Origin of the sequence: Undibacterium sp. Tian12W (assembly GCF_049339405.1) — a bacterium.
In the GTDB taxonomy this organism is placed as follows: domain Bacteria; phylum Pseudomonadota; class Gammaproteobacteria; order Burkholderiales; family Burkholderiaceae_D; genus Undibacterium.
In genome coordinates, this window is the sequence record NZ_JBMPPK010000001.1 from 58,908 (window position 1) to 75,793 (window position 16,886).

Below are 16,886 nucleotides of genomic sequence, written 5' to 3' on the forward strand. Positions count from 1 at the left end.
ATCTACATTTCTGAAACCAGCCTGCCCAGGGTCTTGATACCCTGTTCCATCTCGCGTCCCCATGGCCGCCCTATATTCATGCGCAGATAATTGGCGTATTTGCCCGAACCGGAGAACAGGCTGCCTGGCGTAAACGCTATGCCCTTTGCTACTGCCTGACGCAGCAAAGCCAGGCTGTCTACATGCTCAGGCAATTCCAGCCATAACCACCAGCCACCTGCAGGGCTGATGACTTGGGTGCCCAAGGGAAAATAACGCGCTATGGCAACAGTTGCCAGTGGGATATTGGCCGCCAGGCGCTCCCGCAACTTGCGCAAGTGGGATGGCAAGGCACCTGACTGTATAAACTCAGCCAGTACCGCCTGCTCAAACAAGGGCGTGATCAGGGATGCACTGAGCTTTAATGAATTGATCCTGGCCTGATAACGTCCGCCAGCTATCCAGCCTATGCGAAATGCCGGGGCCAGGCTTTTGCTGCAAGAGCCGCAATAGATGACCCTGCCCTGCTTGTCCCAGGCTTTGATGGCTTGTGGTCTTTCCTGCTGATGCGAAAGGTCGCCGAAGACATCGTCTTCTATCAAGGCAAGGTCATATTGCTCAACCAAGCGCAGAAGGCGCTTCTTGTTTTTATCCGGCATAGCGCAACCCAGGGGATTCTGGAAATTCGGCATGGCGACGATGGCACGTACCGTGCTCTGATGTTCAAGCGCATATTCCAGCGCTTCCAGGCTGATGCCCTGGCCTGGCACGCAGGGAATTTCTATGGCCTTGATGCCGAGGTTCTCAAGCATTTGCAACAAGCCAAAATAGACTGGCGACTCAACAATGACAGCATCGCCGGGTTGGGCGACAGCGCGCAGTGCCACGCTCAGTGCTTCTGTGCTGCCATTGGTGATGAGCAAATCGCTGGTCTGCAAATCCATGCCTGCATTTTTTAGCCAGTGTATGAGGCTGGTTTTCAGTGCTGGCAAACCTGTACCGCCGGGATACACACCTATCAGCATGGGGTCTTGCCGCAGCAGGCGCTGGGCGATTTTGGCCAGGGCTTCACAGGGATACCATTCTGGCGCGGCGCTGGCGAGATGCAGCCCCAGATGCAGGGGCTGTGCCGTCAGTGAATACAGTTCAGTCATCCTGTGCTGCAGGGACATCAGTTTGTCGTACTCAACTGCCGGTGCTGCCTGGCTGTTTTTTTTCAGCGTCACTATGCTTGTCGTTTGCCTGGTTTTCCAGTCAGCGACATAGATGCCTGACTTATTGCGTGCCTCTACCAGACCCTGGCTTTCAAGGTAACGGTAACAGCGTATCGCAGTAGAAACACTGACTTGCTGCGTCTCTGCAATCAGACGCACCGATGGCAGACGATCACCTACCTGATAGCGGCTGGCCCGGATATCTGCACTGATGGCGTCTGCCAGCTGTCTGTAACTGTGCTGCATAACAGATACCTTGAATGTGAATCTGTGTAGCATAAGACAGATCAGCACTGTAAGTAAATGCCAGCCTGCACTGAACTAGACTAGGTGCATGAATACACCACACTCTACCCCTCTCCTTGCCCCGGCAAATGCCATCAAGCCGGGTTTTGCCGCTACGGCGGCAGATTTTTTTCCTGCGGTGCTGGCTGGCCTGATTGCCGTCCTGATCTCCTATGCTGGCCCCATGTTGCTGATCTTGCAGGCAGCGCAAAGCGCAAAACTCACGACAGCGCAGACCAGCTCGTGGATATGGGCTATCTCGATAGGATCTGGTCTGGTGGGAGTGTGGATGAGCTGGCGGCACAAGATACCAGTGATTTGTGCCTGGAATACGCCGGGTGCAGCCTTGCTGGTAACGGGTCTGGCAACGGTGCCTTATCATCAGGCCATAGGTGCCTACCTGGTTGCGGCAGCAGCGATATGGCTGATAGGCATTACCGGTATCTTTGAAAAGCTCATGGCAAAAATACCCAAAAGCCTGTGTGCGGCCATGCTGGCGGGTATCCTGTTTCGTTTTGGCGTCGATGTATTTGCCAATGCCCGCAGCGAGGTTGCTGGCGCGCCCTGGCTGGTGACTGCCATGTTCGTGGCTTACCTGATATTCAAACGCCGCAGTGCACGCTATGCCATCGTCCTGACCTTGCTGAGTGGCGTGATGCTCTGGAGTGCTCTTGGCTGGGGTGACAGCAACCAGGGTCAGGCTATTACTGCGCAACTGGGTTTGACGATGCCAGTCTGGACTGCGCCCGAATTTTCTTTGAGCGCCATCATCAGTCTGGGCTTGCCATTGGCGCTGCTATGCCTGACTGGCCAGCAAGTACCGGGCGTGGCGGTCATGCGTGCAGCAGGTTATGAACAAACACCGACCAGCAAGCTGGTCAGCGCTACCGGTTTTGTCAGCATCTTGCTGGCACCTTTTGGTTCACATGGCGTCAACCTGGCGGCGATCACTGCAGCAATTTGCACCGGCCCAGAAGCCCATCAGCAAGCAGAGAAACGCTGGGTCGCCGGTGTTGCCTGCGGTGGATTTTATTTGTTGATAGGCAGCTTTGCCGGTTCCCTGACTGCCCTGTTCCTGCATTTACCACATGCGCTGGTGACCACGGTAGCCGGTCTGGCCTTGCTGGGTGCAATTCAGAATGGTCTGGTGAATGCGATGCAGGAAACGACAGAACGTGAAGCTGCGCTGATCACCTTTATCGTTACTGCATCGAATATCAGCTTGCTGGGCCTGGGTTCTGCCTGCTGGGGCATCGTTCTTGGCGTGATCAGCTATTACCTGCTGCGGGTAAAAGCCAAATGACACTTGTCAGTTTTATTCGCTGAACTTGCTGACAAAGGTCGCAACACCGTCCCAGTCGGCAGGCAATGGATTTTGCCGGTAGTGGGCGATACGCTCCAGAAAGACCTGGGCAGCCAGGTCTTCTGCACGCACTTCCAGATATGATCGGAAAGATTTTTCGGCAAGATCCCATTGCTGCGCGCGGAAATCATCGAGTGCCTGATGCCAGAGTTCCAGCAAGGCAGACTGGGCATCGTCTATGCTCGTTGCAATGGCAATAGGTTCAAAGATCGAAATAGGCCGGGTCTTGCCTTTGACCGTGACCCTGTCGAGTTCCCGGTAAGCGAATTCTGCTGCGGCAGTTTTTGTCGCTTCACCAACCACGACGCCGACACCATACACCTTGGTAATACCTTCCAGGCGTGAAGACAGGTTCACCGCATCACCCATGACGGTATAGGCCAGCCGGATCTTGGAACCCATGTCGCCTACGCGCACTTCGCCTGTGTTCAAGCCTACCCCTATCTTCAAGGCAGGCCAGCCACGTTTGACAAAGTCTATACTCAGGCCTTGCGCGATGGATTGCATTTTCAGCGCACTGGCAACGGCCAGCCTGGCATGATCTTCCAGGCGCACGGGTGCGCCCCAGAAAGCCATGACGCAGTCACCGATGTATTTATCGAGCGTGCCACGATTACCGCGTATTTCTTCTGACATCGCGGTCAGGTAGATGTTGATATATTCTCGCAAGTCTGCTGCACTCAGGCTTTCGGAAATAGTCGTAAAGCCGCGCACATCAGAGAACATGACAGTCAGCTCACGAATTTCACCTTCCATGGTGTAGCTGTCAGGTTCTTCTGCCATGACCGCAACCAGTTCCGGCGCTACATATTCACCAAAGCGCCTGACCACGCCACGCAACTTCCTCGACTCAACCAGATAGCCCCAGGTGATATTAAACACGAACAGGGCAGCGATCAATAACAGCACTGTTGCCAGTGGCTGGACGAGATTGAATGACTGATACATCCAGTAGTTGAAGGCAATCACCAGTACCAGCATTGCCGTGGTGCAGAGCACGGCTGCCAGCGCCTTGAAACGCGACAGTGCAAAACTGAGCAATAAACCGATAAGGCATACCTGTATGACTTCAAAGCCACGCGTGCTGTCAGAGCGCTGCTTAACATCGCCATCCAGTATTGAGGCAATCACATTCGCATGCATTTCCACACCTGGGTAATCCAGTCCAAGCGGCGCTGTACGCAAGTCCTTGAGGCCCGCTGCCGTTGTCCCTATCAAGATGATTTTCTCTTTGAGCTTATCAACTGCCAGACGCTTTTTGAGCACATCCGAAGCTGATACATAGGCAAACCCGCCACCATTTGGCCCACCCTTGCTTTTATAGTGGATCAGCGCAGTTAACAATGGCTCTACAGGGATGCGCTTGTTAGGAGTGGAGTTAAGCTTGATCGCTTCTATCGAACCATAATTATTCAAAAAGCTTTGAGAATTGATACCATCAGCTTGCAGAAATACTGGTTTGACTTTACTGGCATTCAGGGCTATACGTGCTGTTGCCAGTGACAGTGCTTCATAGTAGCCAGCACCATGTTTTGCCAGCAAGGGAATGCCCCGTATCACCCCATCGGCATCTGGCGAGGGATTAAAAAATCCACCGGCAATCGCGGCTTTTTGCAGCTCTGGCAAATTGGCGGTGTACTTGGTGTAGATGGCAGACTCAAAACTGCGTTCGCCGAGGTCGGCATCGACAAAGGCCGGCGTTGGCAGCAAGCCTTTTGAACTATCGTTGGGGGTATTGGAAAACACATAACCCAAAACCACAGGGCGCCCCGCTAGAGTCCTGGCGAGTTTGTCGTCAAAATCGAGTTCTTTTCTGAGTGCGGGCATTTTCGCTACAAAGCCAGCATTTTCCTTTAACTCTTTTTGCGCCAGGCCTTCGAGCACCTGTATACCGGTGCTGCTGTCCGGTTCTGAAAATACGATATCCAGCCCTACTGCCTTGACATGGTAATCGTCTGTCAGTCTTTCTATCAGATCAGCGACAACGCCCCTGTTCCAGGGCCACTGTCCTACCTCCTGCAAACTCTTTTCATCGATATTGACGATGACAATGTCGGGATTGAAGGTCGTAGGTTCCCACCTCATGCGCAGGTCATAGATAAAGTAATCGACTTTTTCTATGAGGGTGGTCGGCAAATTACCATTTGCCTGCAAGGCAGCCATGATGATCAGCAGCACGCAGATGCCCCAGCGTGTCAGTTTGTTGATGTGCTTCTGCAAGCTTTCCTCCACAAACTCAGTTTCAGGTAGTGCTTATGCCGGGAAATCTTCCTGCTACCCGATGCCTTTTAACATGGACAACGGGAAGTCTGGCTATGTCACTCAAATACGGTAACCAGGTACCTTGCTCAAATCAACATCATCAATCTGGCTCTTGTCCATGAAGCGTTCAGCATAAGTCAGGTAGACTTTTTTCTTGACGAAGATATTGAACAAGTCTGGATCAATATGGCCATTCAGGGCAAAGCTGCCGAGGATGTGCAGTGACTCTGTCAGGGTCTTGCCATCTTTATAGGGACGGTCTTTGGCGGTCAATGCTTCAAAGATATCAGCTATTGCCATGATCTTGGCCTGTACTGACATTTGTTCACCACGCAAGCCACGCGGGTAACCTTTGCCATCCATACGCTCATGGTGGCCACCGGCATATTCAGGCACATTCTGCAAATGCTTGGGCCAGGGCAAGGCTTCCAGCATCTTGATGGTGGTGGTAATGTGGTTGTTGATGATGGCGCGCTCTTGCGCATTGAGGGTACCTGCACGCACGGACAGGTTTTCAACTTCATCCGCATTCAGGAAGGGCTGTTGCGCACCGTTGGCATCGGCAAATTGCCATGCTGCGATATCGGTCACACGCTGCAAGTCTTCGGGGCTGGTTCTCTCTGAGCCGATATTCAATTTGCGTAAAAAATTCCTGGCGTCATCGATTTTGGCCAGCTCAGCCTGCAAGCCCTGCTCCAGCTCAGCGATCAGGCCTTCATTATTGACACTGGCCTGGTACAAGGCACATTTACTTTTCAACACCTTGATTTCTGCATCGCGTTTCAAGACTTCAAAACGGGTATCCAGTAATTGTATGCGGTCAAATATGGTTTCCAGTTTGGTGGATTTTTCTACTACATGCACAGGGGTGGAAATCTTGCCGCAGTCATGCAGGATGCCCGCCATCCACAATTCCTTGCGGTCTTTATCCGTCATCGAAAAATGTGACAGAGGCCCTTCGCGCGTTTCATGCACGGCATTGGCCAGCAACATGGTCAGCTCGGGTACATGCTGGCAATGCCTGCCTGTATGAGGAGATTTTTCATCAATACCGATATTGATAAGATGTACCAGCGAGACGAACAGGTTTTCCAGTTGCGAGATCAATTGCTGATTGGTCAGTGCAATAGCCGCCTGCGAAGCCAGAGCTTCGATAAAGCGCTGGTCTGTTTCGGTAAATGGGCAAGGTTCGCGTGTTTCGGGATTGGTGGCATTGATGAGTTGCAGCACGCCGATCAATTCACCCTCATGATCATGCATGGGCACAGTCAGCAGGGATTTGGTCTTGTAGTTGAATTGCTGGTCAAAATTGCGGGTGCCAGAAAAATTGAAGACGCCAACGGTATAAACGTCCTGGATATTGACCGACAGTTTGTAGTTGGCAGCATAGGCTGCCACGGCATTCAGGTTCCTGCTGCCATTAGCATCAATCAGGGGGATGTCGGGTATATCTACCGTATGCCCTTTTACGCCACCCTGATACATGTTCAGGGTGTCATTGAGGGAAATATTAAAGCACAGGCTTTGCTTGTCTTTACTGGTACGGTATAGGGTGCCACCGTCGGCATAGGTAATACTCTTGGCCGAGCGCAGTATGTTTTCCAGCAATAATGGTGTGTCGTGATTATTGCTCAGCTCCAGGCTTAATTCCGTCAGTTTTTCCAGCCGTTGTGCAATTTCGCTACTGCTCAGTGCAGTCATAATCACGTTCTCCAGATCGTCTAGCATTTTTTCCAAATCGTCATCGCTGATCCTGCTACTTCATCGTGTCCACTATCCACTATAAACAGTGCGCGCCTGCATATCACTTTTCAATTTCACATCAAAAACTGAATTGCTCACCCATTTTCAAGGCTTTAAAATTCCTTTCCTTATTTTGCCCTAGTTCTGCCATGATTTGTGCTTCTTGCCCCGGTTTCAGGTGATAGATATGAAAGTCGATTTCGGTAGAAACAGCGGCAATATCATTGATGAGCGCTGCCGGGCAAAAATGTTTTGAAACCAGCGCCAGTTCCACTTCTGCATTCGGGAAAGAACAGTCAACGATCACCATGCTCAGCGCCTTTTGTCCCGTCAGGTTTTCCCACAATGCTGGCGTACTTGCCATATCACCTGTAAACAAAAAACCTTTACCCTCAGCGCGCACCCAATAAGCCACCGAACCCGGCACATGATCGACCACATGCGAAGTAATCAATCTGTCTCCCAGCGTCAGCGTGCTGCCAGGCAGCATTTCCTGATATTGCATGGATGGTTTGTCTGTATCTGGCAAAGTGCTGAAATCTGGCCAGATGATCCAGTTGAATATATGGGTTTTCAGGGCGTGCAAGACCTCTGCCGTCGCATGCACCGTGACTGGCTTGTCTCTTTTACCAAATACGGCATCCATAAGCCAGGTCAGGCCAGCCACATGATCGAGATGACTATGGCTGATAAACACATGGTCTATCGCCACCAACTGCTCTACACTGAGCCGTGACAAGCCTGTACCGGCATCCAGCAAGATATCATCGTCAATTAATAAGCTGGTTGTGTAGGGCTCACTGCCACCGATGCCACCTGCACAGCCAAGAATTTGTAAGTTCATAAATACAAAAATAGTGTGCCTCTGTCTATCCAGGGGCTTTGTTATCTCAAGGTCAACGCCGTATCTATCCCGACCTCTGAGCAAGCTTAACACTTTCTTTGAAGACAAGAATACCTTCTGCATCATTCCTTCCCTGAAGATAGGCTAATTTGTCGCTTTACGCTATAAAGAGTTGACTTTGTGGTCAGACATTCGACTTCCGTGATACATTTTTGTAAAAATTGACTTAAGAGAATAATAATTTGCAGTATCTTGCAATGCGCATCATATTAAAGCTGATTTAAAGCTGATAATTAGCTTCTGGCTTTACGTCGTGCTTCATGCTGCAGAACGTGTAACAAAGGAAAACGAATGGTTGTAACTGCTCAAGCCGCAAATGCTTCCAAGGAAGGTCTGGATCACAGGCTACAATTCTTTAAACGCCTGCAAGCCCTGACCAACAAGATACATGGGGCAGATGCTTTGGACCAGATCATGCTGGATGTCTCGCCTGACATCTGCAATCTGTTTGAATGTGACCGCCTGACCATTTATGTCGTGGCGCAGGACAAGGTCACCCTGATTTCCAAAATCAAGACTGGCCTGAATTCTTTCAAGGACTTGCGCCTGTCCATTTCTGACCAGAGTATCGCCGGCCACGTTGCACTGACCAAGACCATGATCAGCCTGCGCGACGTGTATGATGAAAATGAATTGCGCTCGCACTCCCCTACCCTGAAGTTCCAGAGCGCGGTCGATCAACGCACCGGTTACCGTACCAAGCAAATGCTGGTGGCCCCCATCGTCGAAGCACAAAGCCACGAATTACTGGGTGTGGTGCAATTCATTAATCACAAACTGGGCGATGCTTTCAATGCCATTGCCGCCGAGGGTGTGCAGGCCTTGTGTGAAACCCTGGCTGTGGCGTTCACCCAAAAAAGCAAGGTACTGCCAACCAATACACCGCGCACCAAGTTTGATTTTTTGGTGTCGGAAGCGGTTTTGTCTGCGCAAGAGATGGAACTTGCTGTCAGGGCAGCGAGGCGCAGCCTGCTGGACCTGGAAGAGGTATTGGCTGAAGATTTTAAAATCCCTATAGCCAGCCTGGGGCAGGCACTATCCAAATACTTCCGCGTCGCTTATGAACCGTACAAGGCTGAGCGCATCATCCCTGTCGATCTGGTCAAAAAACTCAAGCGCCAGTATGTGGAACAAAATTCCTGGCTGCCCATCATGGAAGACCAGAACGGCCTGACCGTGCTGGCGATAGATCCCGAACATACCAATACCACCCATGTCGTCAACCATGTGTTTGCGACTTCCAAGATCAATTATCGTGTCACGACCAGAAAAGAATTCCTGCAAACCATAGACCAGTTCTTTGGTAGCGTGTCTGATGGCAGCTCCGTCGATGAGCTGCTGTCCGGCCTTGATGATGATGACGAAGAAAACGGTGGACAGGCTGCTGTTGAAGTATCTGCCGCAGTAGAGAATGAGCTCGTCAAACTGATCAACAAGATCATCATCGACGCTTATCAGCAAGGCGCTTCAGACATCCATATAGAACCACGGCCAGGCAAGGAAAAAACCCTGATACGCTTTCGCAAGGATGGTTCGCTGTCACCGTATATTGAAATACCGGCCAGCTACCGCAGTGCCCTGCTGGCACGTATCAAGATCATGTGTGACCTGGATATCTCTGAACGCCGCAAGCCGCAGGATGGCAAGATCAAGTTCAAGAAATATGGCCCGTACGACATAGAATTACGCGTCGCCACCATCCCGTCTTCTGGCGGTATGGAAGACGTGGTCATGCGTATCCTGGCTGCCGGCGAGCCTATCCCTATCGATAAGCTGGGGGTATTGCCTTACAACCTTGAACGTCTGAAGAATGTCGTCAGCAAACCCTATGGCCTGTTCTTTGTTTGCGGACCTACAGGCTCAGGCAAGACGACCACCCTGCACTCAGTACTGAGCCATCTGAATACGCCAGAAACCAAGATCTGGACCGCCGAAGATCCGGTGGAAATCACCCAGAAAGGTTTGCGCCAGGTACAGGTCAACCGCAAGGCGGGCATGGACTTTGCGACCGTCATGCGGGCTTTTTTGCGGGCTGATCCTGACATCATCATGGTCGGCGAGATGCGCGACAAGGAAACCGTTTCCATCGGGCTGGAAGCTTCACTAACGGGCCATCTGGTATTCGCTACCCTGCACACCAATAGCGCGCCTGAATCCATCGTCCGTTTGCTGGACATGGGTATGGACCCATTCAATTTTGCCGATGCCTTGCTAGGTATATTGGCGCAGCGCCTGACCAAGCGCCTGTGTGGCAAGTGCAAGGAAGTCTATCACCCAGCCAAAGAAGAAATGATGGAGCTGCTGGACGAGTATTGCCAGGAATTGCTAAATACCGAGAACTTCGTCAAAAACCCCATAGAAGCCAAGAAAAAGGTGTTTACCACCTGGCAGAGCCAGTATGCCGATAAGGCCGGTAAATTCACTTTATACAAGGCGGTGGGATGTGAGCATTGCTCAAAAGGTTATAAAGGCAGGCTAGGTTTGCATGAACTGATGGTGGCAAATGACATGGTCAAAAAACTCATACAAGACCATGCCCGCGTCTCTGAATTGCTGACTGCTGCATTGGCAGATGGCATGCTGACCCTGAAAATGGATGGTATAGAAAAAGTTCTTTCCGGATTAACGGACATGAAGCAGGTCCGCATAGTCTGCATAAAATAGTTTTTTGCAAAATCAGCTAAAATCCTGCTTATCTTCTGCACTGTTTTGAGCCGATATGCTCAGGCAGGATTTTTTCGAAAGCAAACATGAAATATCTGCACACCATGGTGCGCGTCACCGATCTTGAGGCTTCCCTGCGTTTTTACCGTGATGCACTGGGGCTGGAACTGGTACATCAGAAAGAATATCCCAAAGGCCGCTTCACCCTGGTGTATCTGGCAGCACCTGGCGACCATGATGCCCAGGTAGAACTGACCTATAACTGGGACCCGGAAGAATATACCGGCGGCCGCAATTTTGGCCACCTGGCTTATCGTGTAGAGAACATCTATGAACTTTGCCAGCGCCTCGCTGATCACGGTGTCACCATCAACCGTCCGCCTCGTGATGGCCATATGGCCTTTGTGCGCTCGCCTGACAATATCTCAATAGAATTGCTGCAACAGGGCGAACCACTGGCGCCGGCTGAACCCTGGGCTTCGATGCCAAATACAGGCAGTTGGTAATCAGGCTAGCCATAAAAAACGCAGACCCTGGTCTGCGTTTTTTATTTCAATTCTGGTGATCAGCGCGGCGCGCTTCCTTATTCATGGCACGTATCAATATAACCATGCTGACGACGATGACGACCGAGACAACGCCAAAAATTCCTGTCCACATAGACGCATCCTGAATTGATTTAAGAACTTACTTTATATCAAGCAAGATTCTTTGCGTCAACTTTGCCAACATGCTTTCGAGAAATTTTAACTATTTCTTTCAATCGCTTCACATCATCAAACGTGACCGTGCCTGCGGAAGTAAGCAATCAGGCCACTGGTAGAAGTATCCAATTGAGCGTCGTATTCCTGATTACCCAAAATCGCTGGCAACAGGCGATTAGCGAGTTGCTTGCCCAGCTCCACGCCCCATTGATCAAAGGAATTGATGCCCCAGATCACGCCCTGGACAAAAACCTTATGTTCATAAAGGGCCAGCAACATGCCGAGCTGGAAAGGATCAAGGCTGGGCATGAGTATGGTGGTCGATGGCTGGTTACCGGCAAATACCTTATGTGGCAGCAACCTCGCTATATTGGCATCGCTGAGGCCAGCCTGTGACAACTCTTCACGCGCCTGCGCCTCAGTCTTGCCAAAGGCCAGGGCAGCGCTCTGCGCCAAACAGTTGGCGAGCAAAGGGGCCTGGTGTCCTGGCAAAGGATAATCACTGGATGCCGCCACCACAAAATCACAGGGTATCAACCAGCCACCCTGGTGCAACAGCTGGAAGAAGGCATGTTGACCATTCACGCCTATCTCGCCCCAGACGATGGGGTTGGCACGGCAAGACAGGGCCTCACCATCACGGCCTACCGCCTTGCCATTCGACTCCATCTCCAGTTGCTGCAAAAAGGCTGGCAAATGGCGTATTGATTCGTTATATGGCAGGATAGCCGTGGTCTCGGCACCCAGGAAGTTGGTATTCCAGATCGAGATCAGGGCCAGCAAGACTGGCAGATTCTTTTCCAGTGGCGAATTACAGAAATGCTTGTCCATGGTCTCGGCCCCGGCCAGCATACGCTCAAAACCATTCATACCTATCGCCAGTGCAACAGACAGGCCGACAGCTGACCACAAAGAGTAGCGACCGCCCACCCAATCCCAGATTTCCAGGATATTTGTATCTGGTATGCCAAATTCATGTGCCTTACCGGGGCTGGAAGTAACCGCAATGAAGTGCTTGCTGACGGCCCACTCTTCCATAGCGGCGGCCATCAGCCAGGTACGTGCAGTCTGGGCATTGATGCTGGTTTCTTGTGTAGTGAAGGTTTTGGAGGCAACAATGAACAGGGTCGTGCGCGGGTCCAGCTTTTCCAGCAAGGGTGCGAGGTGGGCACTATCGAGATTTGATACATAGTAAAACGTCAGGCCAGGATGCTGGAAAGCTGACAAGGCGCGTGTCGCCAGCTTCGGTCCCAGGTCAGAACCGCCTATACCTATATTGACGATAGTCTGTATCGCATCACCCTTGAAGCCGCGCCACAAGCCGCTGCGTACCCGCTCAACGATGTCGCGCATTTGCTTGCGCACTGCCCTGACCTTGGGCATGACATCGTCAGCCTCATTCGGGAAGGGTGTGAAATCCGTATGCCGCAAGGCAGTGTGCAAGACCGCGCGGTCTTCACTGATATTGATTTTTTCACCGGCAAACATGCGGTCACGCCAGCTTTCCACCTTGGACAGGCGCGCCAGGGCCATCAGGCTATCCAAAGTTGCCTGATCTATGCGCTGCTTGGAATAATCCACCAGCAAGCCATCAAGCTCAACCGAAAAATGCCTGAACCTGTCACTGTCGGCGGCAAACAATTCACGCAAGTGCTGTTGTTCCAGCCTTTGTTGGTGTGCCAGCAGGGCTTGCCATTCCGGTGTGTGAGTTATATTCATGTTTTGTCAGTCTCTCAAGTAATTCGTCATCCTCATACATCAGATTATAGGCCAGACAATTATGCATGCTGCAAGCTTATTATTGCTAAAATTAGCACTCATTTAAATTTTTGCAGACAAAATCCAAAACTGGATTTATCGTAAACAAAAATTAATGCAATGTGAATTTGCAGAGGAAACGGATGAACATGTTAGACAGACAAGACATAGGCATCTTTATCGTGGATGACAATGACATCAGTCGATCCATGCTTCGCCATATCCTCAATAGCGAGGCGTTCAATGTCATTGGTGAGGCGTCCAGCGGCGTGGCCGCGCTGGACTGGCTGGAGAAAACCATACCTGAAGTAGTATGTCTGGACGTCATGATGCCGGACATCAGCGGCCTGGAAATTCTCGAACATATCAAGAAAATCTCGCCCGACACCGTCGTGCTGATGGTCACTGGCAGTAATAATAAAGAGACGGTGGTCAAGGCGATCAAGGCAGGGGCAAATGGCTTTATTGTGAAACCATTCAATCCCGCAACGCTGCTACAGTCCATGCATTATTCAGTCGGCAAATCCCAAAAGCAATTGAAAATCCTGATAGACCGCAGAAAAGCCTGGCGTAAAAGCGGGCTGCTGTAAGTCTCAACCCGCTACAACTCAAGCAGGATCAGCCTGTCGTGCACTCAGCAAATTGGCCATGGCAACATAGGCTTCCAGCGCGATGGTTTCCGGGCGCAGTTGCGGATCAACACCGCAAGCAATCAAATCTGCTTCTGACAATAAACCGGCAACGCAGTTGCGCACCACCTTGCGTCTTTGTGAAAATGCCTTGGTAACGACTTCTTCCAGTTTTTTGATATCACAAGGCAAAGCGCCTGGCTTGGGTATCATGCGTACGATGGCAGACTCTACCCGTGGTGGCGGGTCAAATGCCTCTGGCGGCACGATGAACATCAATTCCATGTGGTAGCGTACCTGCAGCATGACCGACAGGCGGCCATAAGTCTTGCTGCCTGGTTCAGCAACCATGCGCTCAACCACTTCTTTTTGCAGCATGAAATGCTGGTCTTCTACCAGCGGTGCTATCTCGGCCAGGTGAAACAGCAAGGGGCTGGAGATGTTGTAAGGCAGGTTGCCCACTACGCGCAGCTTATGACCTTCAGGCACAGGGATGGAGGCAAAATCAAATTGCAGGGCATCGCCCTCGTGGATGATGAGTTTTTCTGGCGAAAAATTCTTCTTCAGGCGAGCCACCAGATCGCGGTCCAGCTCAACCACATGCAATTGCGTCAAGCCATCAAGCAACTGGCGTGTCATGGCAGCCAAGCCAGGGCCTATCTCGACCATGGTTTGTCCAGGACGCGGGTTGATGACGCGCGTGATATTGCTCAAGACCAGTTCATCGGTCAGGAAATTCTGGCCAAAACGTTTGCGAGGGATATGTTTCATAGTGTTCTTGCTTATTTTTTGCTTACTTTTTTGCTTATTTACTTGTCTTGCTTGTTGACCATGCTGGCCGCAACACGTATCGCCACCAGCATACTGCTGACATCGGCATGCCCAGTGCCCTTGGCCGCCAGATCAAGGGCGGTGCCGTGATCAACCGAAGTACGTATCAACGGCAGGCCCAGAGTGATATTCACACCTAGCCCAAAACTCGCATGCTTGAGTACTGGCAAACCCTGGTCATGGTACATCGCCAGTATGCAATCAGCCTGCTCCAGGTATTTTTGCTGGAACAGGGTATCCGCTGGATAAGGGCCGCTGACCTGCATGCCAGCTGCTTGCGCTTTTTTGATGACGGGCGTGATGACTTCAATTTCTTCCATACCCAGGTAACCGTTTTCACCCGCATGCGGGTTCAGGCCAGCCACCAGGATGCGTGGATTTTCTATGCCAAATTTGCTACGCAAGTCGGCATGGATAATTTCCAGGGTCTTCCACAGGTCATCAAACTGTATGGCATCAGCAACTTTACGAAGTGGTAAATGCGTGGTCGCCAGCGCCACCCGCAGGGCTTGCGGCAGATGATCATTGGCTTCACTGGCCAGCATCATGACAACGCGGCCAGTATAGGTTTTCTCAGCGAAATATTCGGTATGACCGCTAAAAGCAACACCGGCATCATTGATCGTGCTTTTTTGCAAAGGGGCGGTGACTACAGCTTCACACCATTTGCGTTGCACGCTTTCGATAGACACATCCAGAGTATGCAAGACAGCACGGCCATTGCGCGGGTCCAGCTGGCCGGCAATCACAAACGCACTCAGAGGACAATCGATAATGGTCAGGCGCTCATTGCCAGAAGCAGGCAAGCCCTGATGCCGCAAGGCTTGCAGGGATACACCCATCATGCTGATGGCGGGATCAAGCTCGGCTGCCAGCATGGACAGATAGGCAGCGTCACCTATCAATACTGACCTGACTTCATGCCTTAACTGCCAGGCAGCCCGTATCGCAATTTCAGGCCCTATGCCAGCCGGTTCGCCTACGGTTACCGCGATGACCGGCAAACTGGGCTGTGGCATTATTTTTCTTCCAGGCGGAAATCAACATAGGCACGGTCACGGATTTCACGCAGCCAGTCTTGCAGCGCTTCATCTGACTTGCGCTCGCGCACAGCCTGGCGGGCGGCGATACGTTGCCTGTCTTTTGATAACTCATCTGCCTTGCGCTCTGTCACCTGGATCAGGTGCACACCAAATTGCGTGGTCACAGGTTCACTGATCTCATTAATCGCCAGTTTATCCATGGCTTGCTCAAACTCGGGCAAAGTAGAACCAGGGTACAGCCAGCCCAGGTCGCCGCCCTTGGAGGCAGAACCATCTGCAGAGTGGGTCTTGGCCAGGTCTTCAAAAGTGGCTTCCTTGGCTTCTATCTTGCGCTTGAATTCCTGCAATTTCTTGCGTGCCTCATCCGCAGTCACGATCTGGCTGACCTTGATGAGAATGTGGCGCACATGGCTTTGCTGCTCGGCAGCGGCAGCCTTGGTGTCATTCATGGCACGCTTGCCATTAACTTTGACGATATGAAAACCATTCGGGCTGCGCACGATATCAGAGAATTCGCCAACTTTGACCTTGCTGATGGCATCGACAAACAATTGCGGCAAACGGTCTTGCTCGCGCCAGCCTATGTCGCCGCCTTTCAAGGCTTCTGAGCTGTCTGAGTAAGTGACGGCGGTCTTGCCAAAATCTGCGCCTTCACGCAATTTTTTCAAGACTTCGTCAGCGCGGGCGCGACGTGCGGCGATTTGTTCGGCAGAGGCTTTTTCAGGGATGCTGATCAGGATGTGAGCCAGATTCAATTCCTGCTTGGCGGCCGCCTTGTTGTTGGCTTCTGCTGCCAGGTAGTTATCGATCTCGGTTTCAGACACTTGTATCTTGCTATCTACTTCACGCTCACGTATGCGCTGCATGAGGATATCGTCGCGAATCTGTTCACGGAACTTCGCATAAGGTGTGCCTTCGCGCTCGATCTGGTTACGGAACTCAGGCAAAGTCATCTTGTTTTGCTCAGCCAGACGCAACATGGTGCGGTCAAGCATGACATCATCTACACGCATGCCGTTTTCTTTGGCAAGCTGCATTTGTGCGCGGTCAGTGATCATGCGTTCCAGCAATTGCTTTTGCAGAACGGCACGGTCTGGCAATGGAGTGCCCTGCTTTTTGAGCTGCATTTCTATTTCCAGCATGCGGGCATCCAGTTCCTGCCGGGTAATCACTTCATCATTGACCACAACAACGATGCTGTTGACCTTTTGCGCCTTGCTGTTTTGCGTCTTGGGAACCGCAATAGGGCTGAGTTTGACTTGCGACCAGGCTGTCGAGCTGATGAGCAGGCCAGCAGACACTGCCAGTACTGTGAATAAGTTACTTTGTTTCATTTGCAATAAAGGTCGCATATCGGTCCAAAATCCTGTTAAGCCATTCCCGTGAGAGCATCAAAGCGGGCAAAAGTTGCAATATACACGTTCGCTCCGGTTTCATAAACTGCCGAGCAGAGCATATACAGCATGTATATTATTAATACAGCAAATTATTTATCTACAGCAACAAA

General features: G+C 51.4%; 12 protein-coding genes. 4 read left to right on the plus strand and 8 right to left on the minus strand.

What is annotated here, in order from left to right; translation table 11 throughout:
* Positions 1-2 precede the first annotated feature (2 nt).
* Complete coding sequence (locus tag ACO0LI_RS00210; protein ID WP_423030018.1) at positions 3-1,439, minus strand: PLP-dependent aminotransferase family protein; 1,437 nt, start codon at positions 1,437-1,439, stop codon at positions 3-5.
* A gap of 88 nt (positions 1,440-1,527) precedes the next feature.
* Here ACO0LI_RS00210 and ACO0LI_RS00215 point away from each other — a divergent pair, with 88 nt between their 5' ends.
* Complete coding sequence (locus tag ACO0LI_RS00215; RefSeq protein WP_423030020.1) at positions 1,528-2,781, plus strand: benzoate/H(+) symporter BenE family transporter; 1,254 nt, start codon at positions 1,528-1,530, stop codon at positions 2,779-2,781.
* A gap of 12 nt (positions 2,782-2,793) precedes the next feature.
* Here ACO0LI_RS00215 and ACO0LI_RS00220 read toward each other — a convergent pair whose 3' ends face one another.
* The 3 genes from ACO0LI_RS00220 to ACO0LI_RS00230 all read right to left on the minus strand — a co-directional run bounded on the left by ACO0LI_RS00220 (position 2,794) and on the right by ACO0LI_RS00230 (position 7,690).
* On the minus strand, positions 2,794-5,061 hold the full coding sequence (locus ACO0LI_RS00220; protein ID WP_423030022.1) for a CHASE2 domain-containing protein: 2,268 nt from the start codon (positions 5,059-5,061) through the stop codon (positions 2,794-2,796).
* A gap of 102 nt (positions 5,062-5,163) precedes the next feature.
* On the minus strand, positions 5,164-6,804 hold the full coding sequence (locus ACO0LI_RS00225; protein ID WP_423030024.1) for a GAF and HD-GYP domain-containing protein: 1,641 nt from the start codon (positions 6,802-6,804) through the stop codon (positions 5,164-5,166).
* A gap of 121 nt (positions 6,805-6,925) precedes the next feature.
* On the minus strand, positions 6,926-7,690 hold the full coding sequence (locus ACO0LI_RS00230; protein WP_423030026.1) for a 3',5'-cyclic-nucleotide phosphodiesterase: 765 nt from the start codon (positions 7,688-7,690) through the stop codon (positions 6,926-6,928).
* Positions 7,691-8,041: 351 nt separating this feature from the next.
* Between ACO0LI_RS00230 and ACO0LI_RS00235 the strand changes: the two genes are divergently transcribed.
* Together ACO0LI_RS00235 and ACO0LI_RS00240 are read left to right on the plus strand one after the other, a co-directional pair.
* Positions 8,042-10,414 (plus strand): GspE/PulE family protein, encoded by a 2,373-nt coding sequence (locus tag ACO0LI_RS00235; protein WP_423030028.1) that lies wholly within the window; start codon positions 8,042-8,044, stop codon positions 10,412-10,414.
* Positions 10,415-10,500: 86 nt separating this feature from the next.
* Complete coding sequence (locus ACO0LI_RS00240) at positions 10,501-10,920, plus strand: VOC family protein (protein ID WP_422949386.1); 420 nt, start codon at positions 10,501-10,503, stop codon at positions 10,918-10,920.
* 270 nt (positions 10,921-11,190) lie between these two features.
* Here ACO0LI_RS00240 and pgi read toward each other — a convergent pair whose 3' ends face one another.
* Positions 11,191-12,837: a glucose-6-phosphate isomerase gene (pgi, locus tag ACO0LI_RS00245; protein ID WP_423030029.1), complete on the minus strand. Its 1,647-nt coding sequence runs from the start codon at positions 12,835-12,837 to the stop codon at positions 11,191-11,193.
* A gap of 188 nt (positions 12,838-13,025) precedes the next feature.
* Here pgi and ACO0LI_RS00250 point away from each other — a divergent pair, with 188 nt between their 5' ends.
* Positions 13,026-13,466, plus strand: a complete 441-nt coding sequence (locus tag ACO0LI_RS00250) for a response regulator (protein ID WP_423030031.1) — start codon at positions 13,026-13,028, stop codon at positions 13,464-13,466.
* A gap of 18 nt (positions 13,467-13,484) precedes the next feature.
* On the opposite strand, the gene rsmA is transcribed toward ACO0LI_RS00250, so the two are convergent.
* The 3 genes from rsmA to ACO0LI_RS00265 are packed head-to-tail and all read right to left on the minus strand — an operon-like array spanning position 13,485 to position 16,713.
* Positions 13,485-14,276, minus strand: a complete 792-nt coding sequence (gene rsmA, locus ACO0LI_RS00255; RefSeq protein ID WP_423030033.1) for a 16S rRNA (adenine(1518)-N(6)/adenine(1519)-N(6))-dimethyltransferase RsmA — start codon at positions 14,274-14,276, stop codon at positions 13,485-13,487.
* Positions 14,277-14,314: 38 nt separating this feature from the next.
* Complete coding sequence (pdxA, locus tag ACO0LI_RS00260) at positions 14,315-15,355, minus strand: 4-hydroxythreonine-4-phosphate dehydrogenase PdxA (protein ID WP_423030035.1); 1,041 nt, start codon at positions 15,353-15,355, stop codon at positions 14,315-14,317.
* A complete protein-coding gene (locus ACO0LI_RS00265) occupies positions 15,355-16,713 on the minus strand; it encodes a peptidylprolyl isomerase (RefSeq protein ID WP_423030037.1) in 1,359 nt (452 codons plus the stop codon). The genes pdxA and ACO0LI_RS00265 overlap by 1 nt, the downstream gene beginning before the upstream one ends.
* Positions 16,714-16,886 lie beyond the last annotated feature (173 nt).

Coding starts and splice junctions, on each gene's coding strand:
- ACO0LI_RS00210 (WP_423030018.1), bottom strand. CDS start 1,439: ATGCAGCACAGTTACAGACAGCTGGCAGACGCCATCAGTGCAGATATC.
- ACO0LI_RS00215 (WP_423030020.1), top strand. CDS start 1,528: ATGAATACACCACACTCTACCCCTCTCCTTGCCCCGGCAAATGCCATC.
- ACO0LI_RS00225 (WP_423030024.1), bottom strand. CDS start 6,804: ATGACTGCACTGAGCAGTAGCGAAATTGCACAACGGCTGGAAAAACTG.
- ACO0LI_RS00230 (WP_423030026.1), bottom strand. CDS start 7,690: ATGAACTTACAAATTCTTGGCTGTGCAGGTGGCATCGGTGGCAGTGAG.
- ACO0LI_RS00235 (WP_423030028.1), top strand. CDS start 8,042: ATGGTTGTAACTGCTCAAGCCGCAAATGCTTCCAAGGAAGGTCTGGAT.
- ACO0LI_RS00240 (WP_422949386.1), top strand. CDS start 10,501: ATGAAATATCTGCACACCATGGTGCGCGTCACCGATCTTGAGGCTTCC.
- pgi (WP_423030029.1), bottom strand. CDS start 12,837: ATGAATATAACTCACACACCGGAATGGCAAGCCCTGCTGGCACACCAA.
- ACO0LI_RS00250 (WP_423030031.1), top strand. CDS start 13,026: ATGTTAGACAGACAAGACATAGGCATCTTTATCGTGGATGACAATGAC.
- rsmA (WP_423030033.1), bottom strand. CDS start 14,276: ATGAAACATATCCCTCGCAAACGTTTTGGCCAGAATTTCCTGACCGAT.
- pdxA (WP_423030035.1), bottom strand. CDS start 15,355: ATGCCACAGCCCAGTTTGCCGGTCATCGCGGTAACCGTAGGCGAACCG.
- ACO0LI_RS00265 (WP_423030037.1), bottom strand. CDS start 16,713: ATGAAACAAAGTAACTTATTCACAGTACTGGCAGTGTCTGCTGGCCTG.